This is a genomic window from Massilia alkalitolerans DSM 17462 (assembly GCF_000427785.1).
Taxonomy (GTDB): Bacteria; Pseudomonadota; Gammaproteobacteria; order Burkholderiales; family Burkholderiaceae_D; genus Telluria; species Telluria alkalitolerans.
Genome location: NZ_ATYR01000040.1, coordinates 22,037 through 43,734 on the forward strand (window position 1 = coordinate 22,037; position 21,698 = coordinate 43,734).

Consider the following 21,698-nt stretch of genomic DNA (forward strand, 5'->3'; position numbering starts at 1 on the left):
AGGCTGGTGAGCAAACTGTCATGGAAACAACAGCCAGGTGCCTCCGGCCACCATCGCCGCCCCGGCCACGCAGCCGGCCAGCGGGCCTTCCTCGAGCCGCAGTTCGGCCAGCACCAGCAGCCCTGCCGCCGCGACCAGGGCGGGATTGCCCGGACCGCCGCCCAGCAGCAGGAGAACCAGCAGCCAGCAGCAGCCGAGGCAGGTGCGTCCGTGCTCCGCGCCCTGCCACAGCGCGCCCAGGGCGCCGCCGCGCCAGTCAACCAGCACGCCCGCCAGCGGCACCCGGCAGTGCTGCAGGCAGGCGTGCTTGGCGGGGGTCCACTGCCAGGCCCCGGCGGCGACCAGCGCCAGGCCCAGGGCCGGCTGGGGCGCCGCCAGCGCGGCGTCGAGCAGGCCGGCGTCGTGCAGGGCCCAATGCAGCAGGGTGAGCAGGGCCGCGAAACCGGTCCAGGCCAGCAGGCAGCCGGTCGCGAACAGGGCGGTTGCCAGGCGCGGCCAGCGCACGCCTGCGCGGCGGCGCGCGACGCGCAGGTAGACGAACAGCGCGCCCGCCGCGGCCGGCAGCATCAGGGCCACGCACAGGCCGGCCCACATCGCGAACAGCAGCATCAGTTCGGTGGCGCGCAGCGGCGCCGGCGGGGGCCGGTCGGGGGCGCCGGCCAGGGAAAGGGGCAGCGCCCCGCCCTGGAAGACGAACGGGGCGAGGCTGGCGCAGGCGAGCAGGACCATCCAGGCCAGGCCCAGCGCGACCGGCCGCCCGAGGCGTTCATCGATGCCGGACAGGCTCATTGGCGGCTCCCGCGGTGGGCGGGCAGGGCGGCTGCGTGCACGAAGCTTGCGTCCGCCCGGTGCCGGCCCGCGCGATGGTTTGACGAGTTCGTCATTCGGTCTCTCCTCGATATGGTTGATGTGCGCTGTTCGACAGCGCCGCACCGGCCGCGTTCTGGGGCGCCGTCCGGCCCGCCTCCAGCGAGCCCGGCCGAAGCCTCGTACAATCGTCGGATGAACGAAAGCATCCCCGCCAACCCTGCTGCTCCTTTACCACGCGCCGCCCTCGTCGCCGGCCTGTCGATCGCCGTCGCAGGCGCCGTCCTGTTTTCCACGAAAGCCATCGTGGCCAAACTGCTGTATCGCTACCACATCGATGCAGTTACTTTGATCGCGTTCAGAATGCTGTTCTCGCTTCCGGTGTTTGCCGCCGTTGCGCTCTGGAAGATGCGGACCCAGCCGCCGCTGTCGAAGCAGGACCGCTGGCGCATCGTCGTGCTGGGCCTGCTCGGCTACTACCTGTCGAGCTACCTCGACTTCCTCGGCCTGCAGCACATCTCGGTGGGGCTCGAGCGGCTGATCCTGTTCCTGACCCCGACCTTCGTGCTGCTGGCGAACGTGATGATCTTCAAGCGGCGCGTCAAGGGAGCGGAATGGGCGGCGCTGGGACTGGCCTATTGCGGCATCGTGCTGGTGTTCGTGCACGACCTGGCCGGCGGTTCGGGCAGCACCATCCTGGGTTCGCTGCTGGTGCTGGGCTCGGCGATCTCGTATGCCGTCTACCTGCTCGGCACCGGCGAGATGGTCAGACGCATCGGCTCGCTGCGCCTGGTGGCCTACGCGATGTGCGTGTCGAGCGCGGCCTGCATCGCCCAGTTCTTCCTGCTGCGCCCGGCGAGCATGCTGGTGCAGCCGGCCGAGGTTTACTGGCTCTCGCTGGTGAATGGGGTATTCTGTACGATCTTCCCCGTGTTCATGACCATGGCCGCGGTCCAGCGCATCGGCGCCGCGACCGCCTCGCAGGCCGGGATGATCGGTCCGGTATCGACGCTGTTCCTCGGCGCGCTGATCCTCGGCGAGCCGGTAACAGGCGTGCAGCTGGCCGGCACCGGTCTCGTGCTGGTGGGGATCTATTCTCTCTCGCTGAAAAAATGACGACAATGACCAAGCCACGCATTGCACTGATCGCGCACGACAGGAAGAAGGACGACATGATCACCCTCGCCAGGGAGTACCTTGACTTCCTCAAGGGCTGCTCGCTCTCGGCCACCGGCACCACCGGCGGGCGCCTGGCCAACGAGCTCGGACTCACGGTCGAGCGCAAGCATTCCGGCCCGGTCGGCGGCGACCTGCAGATCGGCGCCCAGCTGGTGCAGGGCGAGATCGACTGCGTGATCTTCCTGCGCGACCCGATGACGCCGCAGCCGCACGAACCCGACATCAACGCCCTGGTACGCGCCTGCGACGTGCACAACATCGCCTGCGCCACCAACGTCTCGACGGCGCGCCTGGTGCTGTCGCAACTGCTGCGCGCCCGCGCGCACGCCTGAGGAGCCGCATCTGGAGAATCCCATGCTGGTCAAAGCCATCCGCATCGCCGCCACTGGCGGACCCGAAGTGCTCGAGTACGTGGACGTCGACGTCGGCGAGTCCGGGCCGGGCGAGGCGCGCGTGCGCCACCACGCCATCGGCCTGAACTACATCGATACCTATTACCGCAGCGGCCTGTACAAGATGGCCCTGCCGTCCGGCCTGGGCCAGGAAGGCGCCGGCGTGGTCGAGGCGGTGGGCGAGGGCGTCACCCACATTCAGCCGGGCGACCGTGTCGCCTATGCCGGCGGCCCGGCAGGCGCCTACAGCGAGGCGCGCGTCATGCCGGCCAACATGCTGGTGCGCCTGCCGGATGCGATTTCCTTCGAGACTGGCGCCGCCATGATGCTGCAGGGCCTGACGGTGCAATACCTGTTCCGCCAGACCTACCAGCTGCAGCCCGGCCAGACCATCCTGTTCCATGCGGCGGCGGGCGGCGTCGGGCTGATCGCCTGCCAGTGGGCGAAGGCGCTTGGCGTGAAGCTGATCGGCACCGTCGGCTCCGAGGAAAAGGCGGAACTGGCGCGCGCCCACGGGGCGGCCCACGTCATCAACTACAACACCGAGGACGTGGTGCAGCGCGTGCTGGAGATTACCGATGGCGCCAGGGTGCCGGTGGTCTACGACTCGGTCGGCAAGGACACCTTCATCCGTTCGCTCGACTGCCTGCAGCCGCGCGGCCTGATGGTCAGCTTCGGCAACGCCTCGGGTGCGGTGCCGCCCTTCGCGCTTTCCGAGCTGGCCTCGCGCGGCTCGCTCTACATCACGCGTCCGACGCTATTTGCCTATGCCGCCACCCGGCCCGCGCTCGAGGCGATGGCGGCGGAATTGTTCGAGATGGTGGAAAGCGGGAAGATCAGAATCGAGGTCAAGCAGCGCTTCATGCTGGCAGATGCAGCCGAGGCGCACCGGGCGCTGGAAGGGCGCCGCACGACCGGCTCGACGGTGCTGCTGCCATGAGGGACACGGACAAGGAAGAAAGCGGCGCGCCGAAGTTCGGGCGCCTGTTGATCGTGCTGGCGTTCGCGCTGCTGCTGGTCGTGGCGCTCACCTTCGGTTCGGAAGCCTACTTCTCGTAGGGGTGGACGGCAGAGTCGTCCACCCTATGGTTTGCTAGCCGTTCTGCTGCTTCAGTTCCACCCTGCGCGCCACGCCCGACGGTCCCGGGAAGCCTTCAAAGGCGCTCTGCACCAGTGCCGGCATCAGCGCCGGCGTCGACAGCTCGCGGCTCATGTTGTGCACGGTGACGTCGAACAGGCGCTTGCCGTCGCTGGCCGACTTGATCCCGACCTGCAGTTCGCGGCGGTAGCGGTGCTCGATCGAGACCTGGTAGGCCGGGCTCCAGAACGGATCGTAGAACGGGCTGCTGTAGAAACCGCCCCAGTACGGACGGTGCAGGCCGCGGTAGCCGAAGCGCCGCGCCGGATGGTAGTAGGGGCGGTAGAACGGCGAGGCGAACGGGTGGGCGAAGGGCGTGATCGGCTCGACCACGCGCACCGGCACTTCGGTGGTGGTGAAGCGCATCGATACCGTCAGCGCCGGCTTGCCGCCTGCGGCATCGCGGAAGCCCAGGCGCGCCAGCTGGCCGCGCACCAGGTCCTGGTAGGCGCGGTATTCCAGCGTGTCGTCGGCTGCCGGCGGCGCTTCGAACACGTAGCTCTTGTCCTCGATCTGCGCCGGCCACTGGTGAAAGGTGGTGACATCGCTGCGGATCGTGGTGGCGCACCCGGTCAGCAGCATCGTGAGCGCCGCTCCGGCGACGATCATCAGGCGTTTCATTGCTTTCTCCCTCGTGAATACGGACTTTTCCTATGCTCTAGATTACCTTCTGTTCAGCAAGTCCGACAATTAATTTACACGCGGTTACGGCATGCACATTCTGATACACGGGAAACGTGGCGGGTGCGGCGAAATCTTGTTGGTAGAATAAGCACTTCAGTACGATCCACAACCCTTGCCTTTTGCGGACTTCCTATGCGCACCGATACGCCCCAGACGATTTACCGGAGTGACTATACCCCGCCGAGCTACCTGGTGGAAACTGTTGAGCTTGGCTTCGACCTCGATCCTGCCCGTACCGTCGTCGCCAACCGCATGACGGTGCGCCGCAACCCCGACAGCGCCCAGCGCGAGATCGAACTCTACGGGGAGGACATCGAACTGGTGGCGCTGCGCCTGAACGGCCGGCAGCTGGAAGACCGCGACTACGCGATCAACGGCAACCTGCTCACCATCCCGAACGCGCCCGAAGAAGCCACCCTCGAGATCGAGACCGTCTGCGTGCCGGAGCAGAACACCACGCTGAGCGGCCTGTACACCTCGAACGGCAACTTCTTCACCCAGTGCGAGGCCGAAGGCTTCCGCCGCATCACCTATTTCCCGGACCGCCCGGACGTGATGGCGAAGTACACGGTCATGCTGCGCGCCGACAAGGAACGCTATCCGGTGCTGCTCTCCAACGGCAACCTGCTGGAAGAAGGCGAGCTGGGCGACGGCCGCCACTACGCCAAGTGGGAAGACCCGTTCAAGAAGCCGTCCTACCTGTTCGCGCTGGTCGCCGCGCGCCTGGTCTGCCAGGAAGAGACCTTCCGCCTGGCCGACGGCCGCGACGCCCTGCTGCAGGTATGGGTCGAAGAGGGCAACCTCGACAAGACCGACTACGCGATGCAGTCGCTCAAGCACAGCATCCGCTGGGACGAGGAGCGCTACGGGCTGGAACTCGACCTCGACCGCTTCATGATCGTCGCCACCAGCGACTTCAACATGGGCGCGATGGAAAACAAGGGCCTGAACATCTTCAACACCAAGTTCGTGCTGGCCAACCCGCGCGTGGCCACCGACATCGACTTCCAGGGCATCGAGGCGGTGGTGGCGCACGAGTACTTCCACAACTGGACCGGCAACCGCGTCACCTGCCGCGACTGGTTCCAGCTTTCGCTCAAGGAAGGCCTGACGGTGTTCCGCGACCAGGAATTCACCGCCGACATGATCGGCACCGAGACCGGCCGCGCCGTCACCCGCATCGACCAGGTGCGTACCCTGCGCCAGGCCCAGTTCCCGGAGGACGCCGGACCGATGGCCCACCCGGTGCGCCCGGACTCTTTTGTCGAGATCAACAATTTTTATACCGTCACCGTGTATGAGAAGGGCGCCGAAGTGGTGCGCATGTACCAGACCCTGCTGGGCCGCGAAGGCTTCCGCAAGGGCATGGACCTGTACTTCCAGCGCCATGACGAGCAGGCCGTCACCTGCGACGACTTCCGCAAGGCGATGGCCGACGCCAATGGCCGCGACCTGACGCAGTTCGAGCGCTGGTACGACCAGGCCGGCACCCCGGTGCTGCGCTTCGAGGCGCGCTACGACGAAGGCGCGCAGACCTACGGCATCACGCTGTTCCAGTCCTGCCCGCCGACCCCGGGTCAGCCGGAGAAGCGTCCCTTCCACATCCCGGTGGCGGTCGGCCTGCTCGACCGCGAGGGCAATGACATGCCGCTGACGCTGGACGGCAAGGAGCTGGGCACCACCACCGTGCTCGAACTGACGGAAAACGAGCAGACCTTCGTGTTCACCGGTGTGAAAGAGCAGCCGACCCCTTCGGTCCTGCGCGACTTCTCGGCGCCGGTGATCCTGCAGCACGGCTACAGCGACAGCGAGCTGCTGCACCTGTTCAGCCACGACAGCGACCCGGTCAACCGCTGGGAAGCCGGACAGCGCCTGGCGATGGGCCGCCTGCTCAAGCTCACCGGCGAGGCGCCGGTGTCCAGCCGCCTGAGCCTGGACGACACCTTCATCGAGGCGATGCGCAAGATGCTGCTTGATGAGTCGCTCGACCCGGCCTTCCGCGAGCAGGCGCTGCTGCTGCCGACCGAAACCATGATCGCCGAGCAGCTCGATACCGTCGATCCGCTGGCCGTGCACATGGCGCGCCAGTTCATGCGCGCCAACATCGGCGCACGCCTGCGGGACGAACTGCTGGCCCAGTACGAGGCCAACCAGACCCCCGGCCCCTACAGCCCGGATGCGCAGTCCGCCGGCAAGCGCGCCCTCAAGAACCTGGCGCTGTCCTACCTGAACGCGGCGCCGGACGACGAGACCATCGCGGTGGCCCTGCGCCAGTGCCAGGGCGCCGACAACATGACCGACCGGGCCGCCGCCCTCGGCGCCCTGATCCATGCCCGGGCGCCGCAAGCGGAAGCCGAGCTGGCGCGCTTCTACGACGAGTTCCAGGGCGAGGCCCTGGTGGTCGACAAGTGGTTCGCCATGCAAGCCGCGGCGCCGACCACCGACATCGCCAAGGTGCGCGAGCTGATGCGCCACCCGGCCTTCAACCTGCGCAACCCGAACCGCGCGCGCAGCCTGGTCGCGACCTATTGCATGAACAACCCGGTCGAGTTCCACGCCCCGAACGGCAGCGGCTACCTGTTCTGGGCCGAGCACGTGACCTTGCTCGACGCCCTCAACCCCCAGGTCGCCGCCCGCCTGGCGCGCGCCATGGACCGCTGGCGCCGCTATACGCCGGCACTGCAGCAGCACATGAAGACCGCGCTGCAGCAGGTGGCGGGGCAGCAGCGGCTGTCGAACGATGTGCGCGAGATCGTCACCAAAGCGCTCGCTAATTAAAAGAATTTAAACCAAACCAAAGGAAGTCCATGAAACGCGTAAGTCTGACGCAGTACCTGGTCGAGGAACAGCGCCTCCACCAGACCATCAACGCCGAGCTGCGCCTCCTGATCGAGGTCGTGGCGCGCGCCTGCAAGCGCATCAGCTATTCGGTCAGCAAGGGTGCGCTCGGCGAGGTGCTGGGCAGCGCCGAGACCGAGAACATCCAGGGCGAAGTCCAGAAGAAGCTCGACGTGATCTCGAACGAGATCCTGCTCGAAGCGAACGAGTGGGGCGGTCACCTGGCGGCGATGGCGTCGGAAGAGATGGAAACCATCCGCCAGATCCCGAGCCGCTACCCGAAGGGCGAGTTCCTGCTGATGTACGATCCGCTGGACGGCTCGTCCAACATCGACGTCAACGTCTCGATCGGCACCATCTTCTCGGTGCTCAAGGCCCCGGAAGGCATGAAGGACCCGACCGAGCAGGACTTCCTGCAGCCGGGCACCCAGCAGGTCGCGGCCGGCTACGCCGTCTACGGCCCGCAGACCATGCTGGTGCTCACCACCGGCAACGGCGTGCAGTGCTTCACCCTGGACCGCGAAATGGGTTCCTGGGTGCTGACCCAGAGCGACATGCAGATCCCGGAAACCACCAAGGAATTCGCGATCAACATGTCGAACAAGCGCCACTGGCATGCGCCGGTGCAACGCTACGTGGACGAAATGCTCGCGGGCTCCACCGGCCCGCGCGGCAAGGACTTCAACATGCGCTGGATCGCCTCGATGGTGGCCGACGTGCACCGCATCCTGAACCGCGGCGGCATCTTCATGTACCCGGCCGACATGCGCGATTCCAGCTCGCCGGGCAAACTGCGCCTGATGTACGAAGCCAATCCGATGGCCATGATCGTCGAGCAGGCCGGCGGCGCGGCCACCGACGGCAAGGGGCGCATCATGGAGATCCAGCCGACCAAGCTGCACCAGCGCGTGCCGGTGTTCCTCGGTTCGAAGAGCGAGGTCGAACTGGTCACCCGCTATCACGCGGAGTGAGGCAGCGGAATTTGACCATCTGGTAAAAAATGCGGCGGACTTCGATACACACTAGCAAGTTTGCCGCATTGTTTGCTAAAATATGGTTCTTTCACCAGTCCGGCTTCCGCTGGACGGCGGCAGGTGAGAGCCAGGTTTCGCCGCTGTAGCTCAGTCGGTAGAGCAGCGCATTCGTAATGCGAAGGTCACCAGTTCGATTCCGGTCAGCGGCACCAAGAATTAGTAGTCAGATCAAAGGGTTACAAGCTTCGGCGTGTAACCCTTTTTTCTTTTTTACGGCCTCCATCCGATTGTGTAACCGCTGTGTAACCCAGCTTCGTGTACGTTTTTGTCTATTCGCCCTGAGGCGGTACTTGGTCTTTGCTCATGCCCCAATTGTGGCGGTACGATAGCGCCATGACTAGCTACTCTGCTCCCTCTGTCCACGTGTGCCCCGGCTGTGATGCTTTCTTTCTTCGCCGGCGGCTTCGCACCATCAATTTCTTCGGCATGCGCGACTGGTCCGATGGCGCACCAAGCATGTGGTGGCGGCAGGAGCCCTTGGTCCAGTGTGAAGCTTGCGCGGCGCTGTTCTGGCTGGACGATATCGAGCCTGTCGGAATCATGCCCGACGCGGCGAGACCCATTGGTCGGTTGACGAGGGCTTGGCTGCGATGGCGGGGCGACCCAGCAGGGCAACTTCAGGCTCACGAAGAATGGACCAAGGCCATGAAGTCATGGGGACACGCGCAGCATGTCGGCCGCGTCAATTTTGACGACGTGGTGTATGTGTTGTCGCGCTCGAAGGGCGTGGGCAGGGACCGGTTGCTCTGGCTCAGGAATCGCATCTGGTGGGGTTTGAACGACCGCTACCGCAGCCGATCCGATGGGTCCCCTGTCCCCGACGCGCCGAGCTGGCCAGCGGCCGCAGAGCGGTCTAACATGGAGGTCATCCTGGACATTCTGCGGGATGGCGAGCAGCAGCCGGGTAGCATGATCCAGCAAGGGGAGCTGCTGCGGTTGCTGGGCCGTTTCGACGAAGCGATCGCTCTGCTCAAGGCTGTGCCGGCGGACGGACATAGCGAGGTCCGAGCGGTGAAGATCGAAAGACTGGCGCGAAGCGGTGACACGCAAGTGCGGGAGCTAAGCGCTCCGACTTGGTAAGGCTATGCTACCGCGCTCCGCGCCACTACCGACTCAGGGCTGGACGAGCGGCTCCAAAACACTAACATCGGTAGCCCCAGCTTGCGTGCCGATACAGGAATTATTCGGACGGTCCTTTGCGGCCGGCCAGGCCTCGCGTACTCGGGTTGTCATAGTGCGGCGCGGACTTGTTGACTCGTGAACACAGGTTTCGCCCGAACGTCTGACTGGTGTGTTCACTCTTCTGTAAGTGCTACTCGTGCATATTGCGGGCGTCGGCGACACTTCTCGTAAGTCGGTTGGGGCGGCTCCGGCGCCAGATTTTGCGGGAGATATAGCAGTTATCGCGCCCTCCCTCTCGCCGGACGGTAGCCATCCTGGTGGAGTAGGGAGTATCAAGACAGGTTTGTACCTTAGCATCTCACTGGCGAGTTCAGGGTGCCCGACCCGAACAAATAGCAAGGCGAAGCCCGGCGGGCCTATATAAGCCAAAAGTAGGGCGAGCGCAAGCAACCACGCGAAGGCGCGGCGGGTCAACGGTTTTGGGAAATTTGGGCGCCAGTGGGCGCGATGGGGAAGGTGTGTAGCGGGGGAGTGGTTGGACTGAGAAAGACGTCGAGGCCCATCGCTGTCGCCGTCGCCATCTCCGTCGTCATCGTCCCCGGAACCGCTTGCATCGTCTGCACCTGGTGCGGCAGTACCAGCAGAAGTGGTGGTAGACGCCATTTCCTTGGCCTTTTGTTTTAACTCTGGACCAGCGAACCCAGCTTTCTTTTTGTATGCAGCCGACGCCCGGCTAATTCTGTAATCAGCATAAATTGCTGCGATAGCGTCGCCCGACGGCGTATAACGGATCTCTGGATCACGGCCGAGATTGCCGACGGCAATGACTTTGTTGACAATAGCCATAATATTCCTTTCAGTGGGTAGTGCTGAGCCATTCTAATGACATTTGAGCTATGACTGAAAAAATCGTGGCGATGAATTAGGTGCTCCATAAAGGCGCTACTGGGCAAAGGCGCCGTACCATGCCAGCGTGGACCAGAAGTGCTCCTCGACCAAGGGCGTAGCAAGGGGCTGCTAGCGCTGGCGGAACTCGATGACGAAGTTATTGCCGTCGAACACCGTCACCTTCCCGACCACGTTCTCCTTGATGTAGAACTCCTTCTTGAGGCTTGCCGCCTCCTCCCCGCGCTCAACGACCTCGGGCCGGTTCGTTTTGGCGATGACCAGCCTGACGTCTAGGTCCTCGTCATGGGCCTTCCGCAGGTGCTCCGTGAGTAGGTTCTTCCCGGGCGCGTTCAGGTGCCAGCGAGAGAGCCGATCAGTGTAGGTGAGCACGCGATTCGCGAGCTTGGGCTTGTGAGCCCAGCAGCTGATCACCATCGATCCCGCCGACCAATCGGTTTCGCCTATATGTACGCCGAAGAAAATTTTGAGGATCGAACCTATAAGGCAGCGCGAGACGGGGGTATCGCTTTGGTCTCCCCCCGGTGGGGTGGGGGGAGGCTAGTATGCTCGCCTGACCTCGCCACAGTACCTCTAGGGCGACCATTGGATCAAGCCGGAGGCAGTAAGCGGCCTGACAGCGCCCAAGCGGCCTTGTACTTGTAACCGATTCTGTCGGCCATGCCCGCGTCATGCAGCTGTCCAAGAGCGCGAATCGTGGCCTTGTCAGGCAAGCCAGCCAACTCGGCCATGGCACGGCCCGATCTGGAGCGCATGTTTGATCGGCAGCGAGCGAAGCAGACATGGAGCCAACCGACTCATGTGTACGAACTCCATCGCGCGCGTGCGAAGCCTACGGTCAGGACACAATGGTCTTCCAAGGGCATTTTTGTGAGTGGTCACTAACCAGCACTGCGTTGAACTAGCTCTACCTTCTCATAACATTCTCTCCAAGGTAGAGAAGGCTGAAACCCGCATGGATACTAGGTTTTAGAAGATTTATATGTATATCTTCTCTCCTTCTCCACCCCCCCGCCCTTTGTGAAAAATTCAACCGCTATCTGCATTGAGCACGCTGTCATTCGATTGATGTGGATATTCATGCTCGAAATCACGCAAACCCACTGTTTATGCGGGTTACAAGGAATTCGGTGCGTGGACATTGTGTGGATGTTCGTGGAAGTTGGGGATCTTCAAAAGTAAGGGCTAAATGGCAGTGAATAACAAACATGACCAGAATGCGTCCTTCCTTGGCTTTCATAAAATGGCTTTCACCCTAGTTGGTAACCCTAACTCCGCCCCCCTCTGGCACACGGGTTAGCCGGGCGCCTATAGATCTCCGAGTGCCTGATAAAACTCAATAGTTTCTTAAATTGCAATAAAAGGGTGCGCTGAGCCGTGCTGAGCGTCCGCAATTGACCAAGACCGGCTAAAGCACCATCACATTGTCTAAGGCTTTTGATTGTAAGCAGGACACTATTGTTGTATTTGGGCCATTTGTGATTTTGTGTGTATATCTCGAGGATACCAGCTATATACAATTGGAAAATTTCATTTGGTTAACACGACTGCGGCCGGCAGATTGGCGTTTAGAGCGCTTTCGATGGTCGCACGATAAAACACATAAGCAATGACCACTCCTTCAACTGCGGCAGAAGAACAACAGGTGTTAATTGATGTGTGCGTCGAGGGATGGCGCTTTGCCAGGATTTTCGAGCGCGCCGTTCTAAAGCTGCCACCCTCGGAATCTCCTCGTCATATCAACCAAGCCCGCTATTTCCTCAAGAAAGTTGACGACGGGCTGGAACGCTTCGGTCTACACATCGTCAACCTCACCGGACAAGCCTACGACCCTGGCATGGCTGTCTCCGCATTGAACATTGGCGACTTCGGGGCGGATGATGTCCTGTATATCGAACAAGTAGTTGAGCCCGTCGTGATGGGGCCAGAAGGTCTTGTCCGCGGTGGTACCGTGATCCTAGCGAAAGCCCCTTAACCGTGAAGAACTACATCGGCATTGACCTCGGAACGACGAACAGCGCCATCAGCACGTACGACGGTGAAACCTTGCGGCTTTTTAAGAGCCCAGATCAGAATGACGTTACCCCGTCGGCCATCTTCATCGACAAGCGAGGCAATAAGTATGTCGGTAAGCGCGCTTACGACAACGCCGCCCGCGCGCCCGAGAACGCCGCCACCCTGTTCAAGCGCCTGATCGGCACCAGCACGCCAATCCGTCTGCCAGCCGTCGATCTCGAAATGACTCCGGAAGAGTGCAGCGCCGAGATCCTGCGCGTGCTCTTTGGCTACCTGCCCGAAGAAGTCCGAAACAATCCAGACACCGGCACCGTCATCACCGTCCCTGCAGCCTTCAACCAGATGCAGAAGGACGCCACCATGGCCGCCGCTGAGATGGCTGGTCTCGGGCGCGTCGCGCTGATGCAGGAGCCGGTTGCAGCCGTCATGAGCGTCATGCGCCAGCGCGCAAGCGATGGCATGTTCCTCGTTTATGACCTGGGCGGCGGTACGCTCGATATCGCGATCGCGGAGAGCATCAACGGCCGCGTGAGCCTGCTGGCGCACGGCGGGATTGCGATGTGTGGCGGACGCGATTTCGATCGTCTCCTGCTTGACCGCGTCATCAAGCCCTGGCTGCACAAGAACTTCGATCTGCCTGAGGATTTTTCCACTGACAAGCGCTACGCGATCTTGCGCCACATGGCCACCTGGGCGGCCGAGAAGGCCAAGATCGAGCTGTCGTCCGGCGAAGAGGCGATCATTACGCTCGATGACAGCGAACTGCGCGTGCGCGACGAAAGCGGCACCGACATCTATCTGGACATCGCGATTACTCGCACTACATTCGACAGCTTGATCGCCGAGAAGGTCGAGGAATCGGTCGGCGCAGCGCGCGACACAATGGAAAAATCTGGCCTGAGCCCACACGACATTGGCCGTATTGTGTTCGTGGGCGGCCCTACCCAGTACAAGCCGCTGCGCGACAAGGTGGCGTTCGAGCTTGGCATCGCCGCCTCGACGGACGTGAATCCGATGACCGCTGTCGCCGAGGGCGCCGCCCTGTTCGCCGAATCAATCGACTGGTCGAGCCACAACCGCTCCCGCAAGAGTGGCCGCGGTGCACTGGCCACGGGCGGGCAGCTGGCACTGTCCTTCAATTTCCAGGCTCGCACACCCGACCACCGCGCGAAAGTTGTCGCCAAGCTGGGTTCTGGCGCTGCCGATGGCATGGCGTTCCAGATCGACAGCCTCGATAATGGCTGGTCATCGGGCCGGATGGCGCTGCGCGACGGTGTTATCGTCGACGTCACGCTCAGCAAACCTGGCGAGAATGTCTTCAAGATATTCGTTTACGACGCCGCCGGTGGCGGCATCTCCCTGCCGCACGACCGTATTGTCATTGCCCGTACCGCAGCCCAGATCGATGCTATTCCGGCGTCGCACTCGATCGCAGTCGAAGTACTGGACAAGGTCGGTGGCCGCACCATCCTAGACTTCCTTGTGAGGGAAGGCGATCAGTTGCCCAAACGTGGCAAGAAGACCTTCAAAGCTGGCGAAGCGCTTGCCGCCGGCAGCCGAGGCTCGCTCAAGTTCAAGGTTTGGGAAGGAGAGATTGACCATCCTGTCTCTGACAACCGTTTCGTCGGGATGTTCGAGATCAAGGGCACAGATATCGCCGACGGTGCGATCGCCAGAGGGGCTGACCTAATCTGCGATTACGAAGTACTCGACTCCGGTAACATCATTCTCGACGTGACTGTCCCGTCCATTGGTGGCACCTTCCATAGTGGGCGCAACTTCTATTCACGTGACGAAGGGCAGGTCGACTACACGAAGGCCGCTAAACGTATCGAAGAGGAGGCCGAGCGGGTGAGCACTCGCGTGCAAGAGATCGTAGATAAGGTCAGCGACCCGCGACTTGAACAAGCGCAGGAACGCCTCGCGCGAGTCCAGAAAGACGGCACTCGGGATGCCGATCCGGAAGCGGCAAAGCAGGCAATGGACGATGTGCAGGAGGCGAAGCGGCTCTTGGCTCTCGCGCGCAAGGCCAACCAAGAATCGATCCGTCAAATCGACCTCGACAAGGTGATCGACTTCTTCGACTCGCACCTGCGTAACGACGCCCGTCCGACCGAGACCAGTGCTTTCGACAACCTCTCAAGAACCGCCCGCCGTGCCATCGACAAGGCCGGACCGGAATTTGACGGCCTCTTGGACGAGATGCGCTCGAAGAACATCGAAATCCTGTGGCGCCAGGACTGGTTCATTGTCGATAAATTCAAATGGCTAGCGCAGAGCGCACACCGGTTCCCGGACGCGAGCGAACACGCAGCCCAATGCGCTAAGGGCAGGCGTGCGCTGGAATCTGGTGACATCGACTCACTGCGCCAGATCGTGCTCGAACTCGATGCGAGCCGATTCAACACCGGAAGCGAAGACGACATGATGATCAGTTCGAACATCCTGGCCGGGTAATCGTGCTGCTCGAGAACTGGTTACCAATCGGTTTCGTGCTGCCCGGTGGCGCTTCATGCGGCCGTGTGCTGCACGGCGGAGCCGACTGGCAGATCATCGCCACCGACCACGGCACCGCCTTGCTGGCCGCCGCATCGCTGGCTCAGCGCTGGCACGCTGCCGGCATCGTGACGGATGAGCAGATCAAGACGGCTACGTTTGGCGATGCTGAGTATGGCGTGATCGAATGCGCCAATGATGCTGTGTTGGCGCCGCTCTCGCGCTGCAGAACGCCAGACAGCCAGAAGGAAGCACTTGCCCTTGCGCGGGCATTGCAGTTGACACGCGCGTGCGACCTCACCGTTTCCTTGCATGACGCGCTGTATGTGGCGCAAATCGAGCGCCTGTTGCCTGCGTATGGCCTCGATTTTCAAGACGACAGGCTAGTTCTCGGCAGATGGCTCTCCGGGGGCGTGGGCATTAACGTAGCGTCGATCGACCGCTTGTGTGGTCTATCGTCCTGGTTGAGGCCGAAGGATGTGGAAGAAATTATCGAGGCCGCAGGACTTACCGCCAGTGGCGAGACCCGACGTCTGCACCGTAGTACTGATGTCGGGATCGACGCTCAAGGACATGAGCAGGACATAGAAGAGGGCACTGCGCTAAACAGTGGTTCTATGAGCCGCAGTGCGTCGAAATATGCGACACCATTTGTCCTCGCTGGTCGCCCGCGTCTCGCTGCATTCTTCAACGAGCACATCATCGACATCGTTGCCAACAAGGAGCGCTACCGATTGCTCGGCATCGACTCCCCATCGGCATTGATTCTGCATGGCCCACCTGGCTGCGGCAAGACCTTCGCCGTGGAGGAGCTTGTGAAGTACCTTGACTGGCCGTGCTTCGAGATCGACGCATCGAGCGTTGCCAGCCCTTACATCCACGAGACCAGTAGGAAGGTTGCGGAGGTATTCGATAAGGCGGTGAACAGTGCGCCGTCGGTTCTGGTGATCGACGAGATGGAAGCCTTCCTCGCTGACCGGGCGGCTGCCGGCAGTTCTAGCCATCACCGGGTGGAGGAGGTGGCCGAATTCTTGCGCCGAATTCCTGAGGCCATCAAAAATGGCGTGCTGATCATCGGTATGACCAATCGTCCTGACATGATCGATCCGGCCGTTCTGCGCCGCGGGCGGTTCGACCACATCATCGAAGTGGATTATGCGAGCGCCGAAGAGGTCGAAGGCCTTTTGCTGCACCTGCTAGAGCCGCTGCCAAAGGATGAAACCGTGAACCCGGTCGCCCTTGCTTCCTCGCTGGCCAGGCGACCATTGTCTGACGTTACCTTCGTGGTGCGCGAGGGCGCGCGACTGGCAGCAAGGGCAGGGAAGAACTACCTGCGCCAGCAGCACCTGCTCGACGCGCTTGAGCTCTGCCCATCCCGAGTAGAAGCGTCCGGCGAGCGCAAAATCGGTTTTACCTGACGTATGAGTTGAAGTGGCATCCACATGAAGAATACAAACAAGGGCTTTGCCGGTCTCGGCAACAAGGTTTCCGATGTATCGGACGTCGACGCCGCGCGGAGCACCGTTCCGGCGACCCCGTCAGCGCCGCAGTCGGAACCACTGGCCAAGCCCGCCCAGCCAGACACGAACGCTTCGGCCACTTCGGTGCCACCTTTCCAGCCGCGCAAGACGCACGAAACAGCACTAAAAGACGACTCTAAAGCGACGAAAACGGCTGCCTATTTCTGGGGAACGGTTGCTGTCATCGTTTTGGCGTTTTGGGTCTTGGGCGACGGATCAAGCAGTCGTTCACCTGAGCGCATAGAGCTGTCGTCCACTGACACGTCGAACTCGCCCACAACCGAGGAAATCGGCCATACACCAGCGCCAGCCCCGGAACCTGTCGAGTCCAATCCTAGCCGTCCGGAGAGCAAGCCGGCAGTAGCGCAAGGCGCTGTTCTGAACGTGCCGGAAATTCGGTGGTGCAAGCGACGCCAGATCGAACTCGAGTCGATCCAAGGCATCCTGGACGGGGAGCGCCAGAGCGAGGTTGCAGCCTTCAATAGCATGGTCGAGGACTACAACTCTCGCTGTTCGAACTTCCGCTACCGCCGCGGCAACGTCGAACAGGTGGAACGCGAATTTGCCTCTGAAAGTGCCATTATCAAGAAAGAAGCCCAATCGGTTTGGGTGCGCACAGTTCTGGGGCTGGATAAGGAGGACGACGCGGATCTGGATCTGGAACCGGAGATGGACTCGGAGCCTGACGACCGTAGCGCTTCCCGCGCGCCCGCAAAGCCCAGTGTGCAGAACAGCACCCTGACGATAGATTCGCTCAACTCTGATGAGCGTGAATCGCTTGAGAGTGCTTGTTCTAGCGCGAAAGTACTGGAAGGTCCTGCCGCTTTTGCACGCTGCCAGAAAGGGCAACTCGCCAAGCTCGCATCATCTCCCCGCAACATCGACCTGTCGGCTTTGAATCGCGACGAGCTCGAATCGATAGAAAGTTCATGCTCGCAACAGAAGGTGCTCTACGGCCCTGCCGCTTACAACAAGTGTCTTGTTACGAAGCTGGCCGCCTGGAAGACTGCGCCCCACAATATCGATCTTTCCGCCTTGAATCGCGACGAATACGATTCGATTCAAAGCTCATGTTCTCAACAAAAAGTGCTGTACGGCCCCGCCGCCTATAACCAGTGCCTATCGTCGAAGTTGGCCGCCTGGAAGACCGCTCCTCGCAACATCGACCTGTCCACATTGAACCCGGACGAGCGTGACTCGATAGAGAGCGCATGCTCAACGCCTCGCGTGCTCGAAGGCCCAGCCGCCTACAACCGGTGCCTGACAAAAAAGCTCAAACAGTTGCAATCATGACGTCTACCACCCAACTTCACACCAATCCGTTCAACCTGCTGGAAGTTAGCTCCAGGGACAATCGGCACGCCATTGTCGAGAAGGCGGAGGAGCGGGCGCTGCATCTCGATCACGACCTATGCCAGCAAGCCCGGGCGGAATTGACCAACCCGAAATCCCGCCTCCTGGCAGAAATGGCATGGCTGCCCGGCATTGCACCCTCCACAGCGCAGAAGCTGCTCGTCAACCTTGCTCGCGCCCCGATGGACATTCGCACCGCAGGGCGCCTCCCAGCGCTGGCTAAAGCGAATCTGTTTGCGGCCGCTGCCGAACTGGTCGGGGAAACGTATGACTCTCGGCTAGTTACCGAATTCATCCTCGACTTTGCTAATGTGGTCGAGGAAGTCGATCTTGAGGTCGTCCTACGCGATATTAACGAGGACCGTGCCATCGCCGGCTTCCCAGAGATCAAGGGCGCGGAATTCCTCAAGGAAGGGCTGACCGCACGCAGGAAGGCTTATCGCGGCGCCCTGAAAGGGCTGCTCGACTCGTTCGAGTCGGACAAGCTAATTACCATCATGACGGACGTGGTGGCGCTGGCCACTGAAGATGGAGACACCCACGCGCCATCGCTGATCGACGAACTGGTGGATGCGTACGAGGTTGAGACCCAGGCCTTCCTCGCCCAGGAAGCGGAGAACATTGATAAGCTGATTGATCGCATTCAACAGGCGGCCGCGCGCGGAGCGCATGCGGTTGATCCACTACTAGAGAAGCTGGAGCAGGTTGCTCGTAACTGGGATAGCGTCGCCCAGCCGATCCAGGTCAGCGCTAAATCGCGCGGAACAGATCACGAGCCGAGCACGGAAGTCGCTCGATCCATGCGATCACTTGGCATCGACTTATTCAACGAACATGAGATGCTCGAGCAGGCACAGCGCATGACAGCCCTGCTGCAAGAGCTGTTTGCCGAATTACCTGAAGTTGTCGAGCGCCTCGAAGCCGATGCCGAAACGCTTGACGACTTGCGCGAACAAGCTCGCCAGGCGGAAAGCTCGCGCGCGCAGTATGCCCGAGACATTACCTTCTCAGCCAAGATTGGCATGCTGGTCAAGAATGAGCTATCGATCAGCCCCGAAGGGATCCAGTGGAAGGGTTCTACCTATCCGCTTGAGGACATCACGCGGATTCGCTACGGCAGCATCTCAAACTCGGTCAATGGTATCCCGACCGGCACGAACTATACGATCGGCTTTGGCACCTTGCGCAGATCAGAAGTGATTGAACTGCGCAAGGCTCCCACGTACACCGGGTTTGTCTCAACCTTGTGGAAGGCTGTCGGTCCTCAGATTATGATCGATCTGCTGCAGAAGCTGCGATCCGGCGAGCAGTATAGATTCGGTTCCATAACGGTCAAGGATGATGGCGTAATCCTGTACCGGCACCGTTTCCTGGTGTCGAACGAACAGGTAAGCGTTGGCTGGGACGACATTGAGGTTTGGAGTGCAAACGGCCAGTTCGTCATCGGCAAGAAGGGCGACAAGAAAGTGTATGGGATGAGCAGCTATATCGAGGAATGGAATACGCACGCACTGGAGCAAATGGTGCGGTTCGGCTTCAAGAAGGGCGTGCGCCGCCTGAGCGACGTATTGTCAGATTAGAAGCATTGGAACATCATGCCCTTCGGCGCAGCTTGAACCGTACTTCGAGCCGGTCGCGCGACTCCACACTGTAGCTTGTGATCCGTGCTGGGATACCACGCCAGCGGAGCCAGACTTGCTGTGCCCGAGAAGCATACGCTCGATTAGCGTACAGTTTGCCTGGACGTTTGCGAGCGCGGCGCGACAGCCCGTTAACAGCTGGGATCGACTCTACGAGGGATGAGCAGGCGCGAATCATGGACCTGTGCGCCTGAGATTTTGGCTACTAGAGGTAGCTCACGTTGATCTTCCTGTAGGTGATATTTGTAGCCGAGCTTGCCGCGATCAGTTAGATTTTGGCCACTATGGCGCCTATCAGCCGGTATTGGCACGCTAGCAGCGTTGACACTGGCTCGGTGACATGATCTGGTCATGCTCGCAAAGGCGCCCTAATACCGCTTCATGGACACGCTGCCAAACGCCTGTTTGCATCTATTCGTGAAGGCGTCGCCAGCGCGTCACATTGCTGTCGGAGCTGAGTTCACGAAGGTATTCCAGTATTGAGGACGAACAGGATGCCGGTCAGCGCTTCGCGGTTATTGATACGAGGCCATCCGCCTCTTGGTGATCGACGATGAGTAGAGAGATGTGCTGCTATAAGTGAGCAAAGGTCTTTGGGCGGAAGTGCTTGGGCAACGGCATCAATCTGTCTGCGAACACGGCCATATTAGTACCAAGAGTACGGTCGTGTACGTCCACTATTGAACCGAAGCCGACATGGCTTTATGACCGGCAGTCCTCTGCTGCGCTGCAGATGGTCAGGATTCCACCGGAAAGTAGAATCGACCAAAGCGCACTAACTTTACCGCTGGAACGTTGTCCACACGGCCCCCTGCACCTTGCCTTATGTTCTTGGCCGAGTCGGCAATCCCGTGAGTCCCGCTTTCCGAAGAAGCTCCTAGATTCTCTCTTTACGCTGTTTCGCTTCCATCAGTCTTTGTGAAAGGTGCGCATCGCTGAGTCTTTCCAGGATAGCCTCGATGGCTTCAGACTTTGGCAGTCTCGCTTGGTAATGTCGCCCCTGATGAGCGGCATGCCGAACACGCTCTGCTTCTGAAGCAAATACCATGCAGAACTTGGCGTACGCACGCATCAACCAAGTGATAGGACCTTCTACCGCTGCAAGAACGGTGGCTACATCCGGATCAACAGGTCGCGGTCCACCCATCCCTTGGACAACTTTGTCGATACGCGCTTGCTCGGCATGGCAGATGCCCCTTCGGGTCGTGAGATAGCCCCTTGAAGTACCAGACACAGTCAATGCTGTATCCTTACGGATAGGAATAAGACTGTGAGTATGACTAGAAACAACCAAACCATCGAAGTCGTGACGGTGTCCGAAGAGCGACGCCGCCGTTGGTCAGTGCAGGAAAAGGCTGCGCTGGTTAAGGAAACGTACGAGCCGGGCATGAGCGTGTCGCTGGTGGCCCGCAAGCACGGCATCAGTGCCAGCCAGCTGTTCAACTGGCGCAAGCTCGAGCGGGAAGGCGCCCTGGTGGCGGTGCAATCAGGTGAATCGGTCGTGCCAGCGAGTGAGTTGGCGGCGGCGCGCGCCCAGATCGCGCAACTGCAGCGCATGCTGGGCAAGAAGACGATGGAGGCGGAGATCCTGCGCGAAGCGGTCGAGCTGGCTCGCGAAAAAAAGTGGATTGCGCGCTCACCCTTATTGGACAAGGACGGGCAGTAAAGCCTGTCTGCGTTGTCCTTGGTGTAGCGCGCTCGCACGTGATTGACCTTCTTGCCCGACCCGCGGACTGGGTCGACAAGCGCACCGTGGCCAGGCTCGACCCGGTCGCCGACGCGATGATTGCCGACGCGGTACGCGCCGAGATCACGGCGCTGCCGACCTATGGTTACCGTCGTGCTGGCGCCCTGGTGAACCGTACGCGAAGCCTGATGGGCCTGCGTCCAGTGAACCACAAGCGCATGTACCGCGTGATGAAGGAGCAGGGTTTGCTGCTGCCGAAATCGCCTAGGCGTAGTGACAGCGGCCGCCCTCACGACGGCAAAGTGATGGTCGAAGAGTCGAACCAGCGCTGGTGCTCGGATGGCTTCGAGATCGCCTGCGACAACGGCGAGGTGGTGACTGGCGTGTTCATGAAGGACTGCTGCGACCGCGAGATTATCGCCTGGCGTGCCTGGATCGGACGTGGCCTGCCCGGTGAGCCGGTGCGCGACATGATGATTGAGGCCGTGGAAGCACGTTTCGGCAGCACCGACGAGCGGGCGATCACAGTGGAATTCTTGAGCGACAATGGCGGCGCTTTCCGGGCTATCGAAACGCACGCTTTGGCCCATCAACTGGGCATCAGGCCGGTGCATACGCCAGTGAACAGCCCGCAGTCGAACGGCATGGCAGAGAGCTTCGTGAACACGTTTAAACGAGATTACGTCGGCGGCATGGACCGCAGCAGCGGCGCTGTCGTGCTGACTCAGTTGCCCGACGCATTCAAGCATTTCAACGAGGTGCATCCGCATTCAGCGCTCGGCTACAAATCGCCGCGGATGTTTAGGAAAGAGCGACGCCGTCAGGCTCTGGAAACTGACGCTAACTAAGCATCAGGCTGTGTCCGGGAAAAGCGGGGCAAGATCAG

At 61.2% G+C, this 21,698-nt stretch carries 16 protein-coding genes, 1 tRNA gene and 1 pseudogene; 14 read left to right on the forward strand and 4 right to left on the reverse strand.

What is annotated here, in order from left to right; genetic code table 11:
* Positions 1 to 18 precede the first annotated feature (18 nt).
* Positions 19 to 789 (reverse strand): copper chaperone, encoded by a 771-nt coding sequence (locus YWC_RS30780; RefSeq protein WP_051306739.1) that lies wholly within the window; start codon positions 787 to 789, stop codon positions 19 to 21.
* 213 nt (positions 790 to 1,002) lie between these two features.
* Here YWC_RS30780 and YWC_RS0124785 point away from each other — a divergent pair, with 213 nt between their 5' ends.
* The 4 genes from YWC_RS0124785 to YWC_RS34075 are packed head-to-tail and all read left to right on the forward strand — an operon-like array spanning position 1,003 to position 3,437.
* Positions 1,003 to 1,923: a DMT family transporter gene (locus YWC_RS0124785; RefSeq protein WP_027867788.1), complete on the forward strand. Its 921-nt coding sequence runs from the start codon at positions 1,003 to 1,005 to the stop codon at positions 1,921 to 1,923.
* Complete coding sequence (locus tag YWC_RS0124790; protein ID WP_027867789.1) at positions 1,920 to 2,318, forward strand: methylglyoxal synthase; 399 nt, start codon at positions 1,920 to 1,922, stop codon at positions 2,316 to 2,318. The genes YWC_RS0124785 and YWC_RS0124790 overlap by 4 nt, the downstream gene beginning before the upstream one ends.
* A gap of 25 nt (positions 2,319 to 2,343) precedes the next feature.
* Positions 2,344 to 3,318 (forward strand): quinone oxidoreductase family protein, encoded by a 975-nt coding sequence (locus tag YWC_RS0124795; protein ID WP_027867790.1) that lies wholly within the window; start codon positions 2,344 to 2,346, stop codon positions 3,316 to 3,318.
* A complete protein-coding gene (locus YWC_RS34075) occupies positions 3,315 to 3,437 on the forward strand; it encodes a hypothetical protein (RefSeq protein WP_267872174.1) in 123 nt (40 codons plus the stop codon). Before YWC_RS0124795 ends, YWC_RS34075 begins: the two co-directional genes overlap by 4 nt.
* A 34-nt stretch (positions 3,438 to 3,471) precedes the next feature.
* Here the strand turns inward: YWC_RS34075 and YWC_RS0124805 are convergent, their stop codons facing one another.
* Positions 3,472 to 4,137 (reverse strand): DUF4136 domain-containing protein, encoded by a 666-nt coding sequence (locus tag YWC_RS0124805; protein ID WP_027867791.1) that lies wholly within the window; start codon positions 4,135 to 4,137, stop codon positions 3,472 to 3,474.
* 195 nt (positions 4,138 to 4,332) lie between these two features.
* Between YWC_RS0124805 and pepN the strand changes: the two genes are divergently transcribed.
* The 4 genes from pepN (at position 4,333) to YWC_RS0124825 (ending at position 9,152) form a co-directional block, all read left to right on the forward strand.
* Positions 4,333 to 6,978, forward strand: a complete 2,646-nt coding sequence (pepN, locus tag YWC_RS0124810; protein WP_027867792.1) for an aminopeptidase N — start codon at positions 4,333 to 4,335, stop codon at positions 6,976 to 6,978.
* Positions 6,979 to 7,007: 29 nt separating this feature from the next.
* On the forward strand, positions 7,008 to 8,009 hold the full coding sequence (locus YWC_RS0124815) for a class 1 fructose-bisphosphatase (protein ID WP_027867793.1): 1,002 nt from the start codon (positions 7,008 to 7,010) through the stop codon (positions 8,007 to 8,009).
* A 139-nt stretch (positions 8,010 to 8,148) separates the two neighbouring features.
* Positions 8,149 to 8,224: transfer RNA gene (locus tag YWC_RS0124820), tRNA-Thr, on the forward strand.
* Positions 8,225 to 8,405: 181 nt separating this feature from the next.
* The gene (locus tag YWC_RS0124825) at positions 8,406 to 9,152 is read left to right on the forward strand and encodes a hypothetical protein (RefSeq protein WP_156923888.1); all 747 of its coding nucleotides are present in this window, start codon (positions 8,406 to 8,408) and stop codon (positions 9,150 to 9,152) included.
* Positions 9,153 to 9,953: 801 nt separating this feature from the next.
* Here the strand turns inward: YWC_RS0124825 and YWC_RS32440 are convergent.
* Together YWC_RS32440 and YWC_RS0124835 are read right to left on the reverse strand one after the other, a co-directional pair.
* Positions 9,954 to 10,040 (reverse strand): annotated as a pseudogene (locus YWC_RS32440) (single-stranded DNA-binding protein); the annotation flags it as partial.
* Between the two features lie 171 nt (positions 10,041 to 10,211).
* Positions 10,212 to 10,472 (reverse strand): hypothetical protein, encoded by a 261-nt coding sequence (locus tag YWC_RS0124835; protein ID WP_156923889.1) that lies wholly within the window; start codon positions 10,470 to 10,472, stop codon positions 10,212 to 10,214.
* A 1,237-nt stretch (positions 10,473 to 11,709) separates the two neighbouring features.
* Here YWC_RS0124835 and YWC_RS0124845 point away from each other — a divergent pair.
* The 6 genes from YWC_RS0124845 to YWC_RS0124875 all read left to right on the forward strand — a co-directional run bounded on the left by YWC_RS0124845 (position 11,710) and on the right by YWC_RS0124875 (position 21,660).
* Positions 11,710 to 12,075: a hypothetical protein gene (locus YWC_RS0124845; protein ID WP_027867796.1), complete on the forward strand. Its 366-nt coding sequence runs from the start codon at positions 11,710 to 11,712 to the stop codon at positions 12,073 to 12,075.
* 2 nt (positions 12,076 to 12,077) lie between these two features.
* On the forward strand, positions 12,078 to 14,573 hold the full coding sequence (locus YWC_RS0124850; protein ID WP_027867797.1) for an Hsp70 family protein: 2,496 nt from the start codon (positions 12,078 to 12,080) through the stop codon (positions 14,571 to 14,573).
* 2 nt (positions 14,574 to 14,575) lie between these two features.
* Positions 14,576 to 16,030 carry an ATP-binding protein gene (locus tag YWC_RS0124855; protein WP_027867798.1) on the forward strand — a complete coding sequence of 485 codons (1,455 nt, stop codon included), beginning with the start codon at positions 14,576 to 14,578 and terminating at the stop codon, positions 16,028 to 16,030.
* A gap of 24 nt (positions 16,031 to 16,054) precedes the next feature.
* Positions 16,055 to 17,425 carry a hypothetical protein gene (locus YWC_RS30785; protein WP_036215953.1) on the forward strand — a complete coding sequence of 457 codons (1,371 nt, stop codon included), beginning with the start codon at positions 16,055 to 16,057 and terminating at the stop codon, positions 17,423 to 17,425.
* Positions 17,422 to 19,065 carry a hypothetical protein gene (locus YWC_RS0124865; protein WP_036215955.1) on the forward strand — a complete coding sequence of 548 codons (1,644 nt, stop codon included), beginning with the start codon at positions 17,422 to 17,424 and terminating at the stop codon, positions 19,063 to 19,065. The genes YWC_RS30785 and YWC_RS0124865 overlap by 4 nt, the downstream gene beginning before the upstream one ends.
* 1,336 nt (positions 19,066 to 20,401) lie before the next feature.
* Positions 20,402 to 21,660, forward strand: a protein-coding gene (locus tag YWC_RS0124875) for an IS3 family transposase (RefSeq protein WP_229413060.1) whose coding sequence is annotated in 2 segments (ribosomal slippage) — positions 20,402 to 20,732 and positions 20,732 to 21,660 — 1,260 coding nt in all. Because the reading frame shifts where the segments join, the coding sequence is not laid out codon by codon here.
* Positions 21,661 to 21,698: the final 38 nt, after the last annotated feature.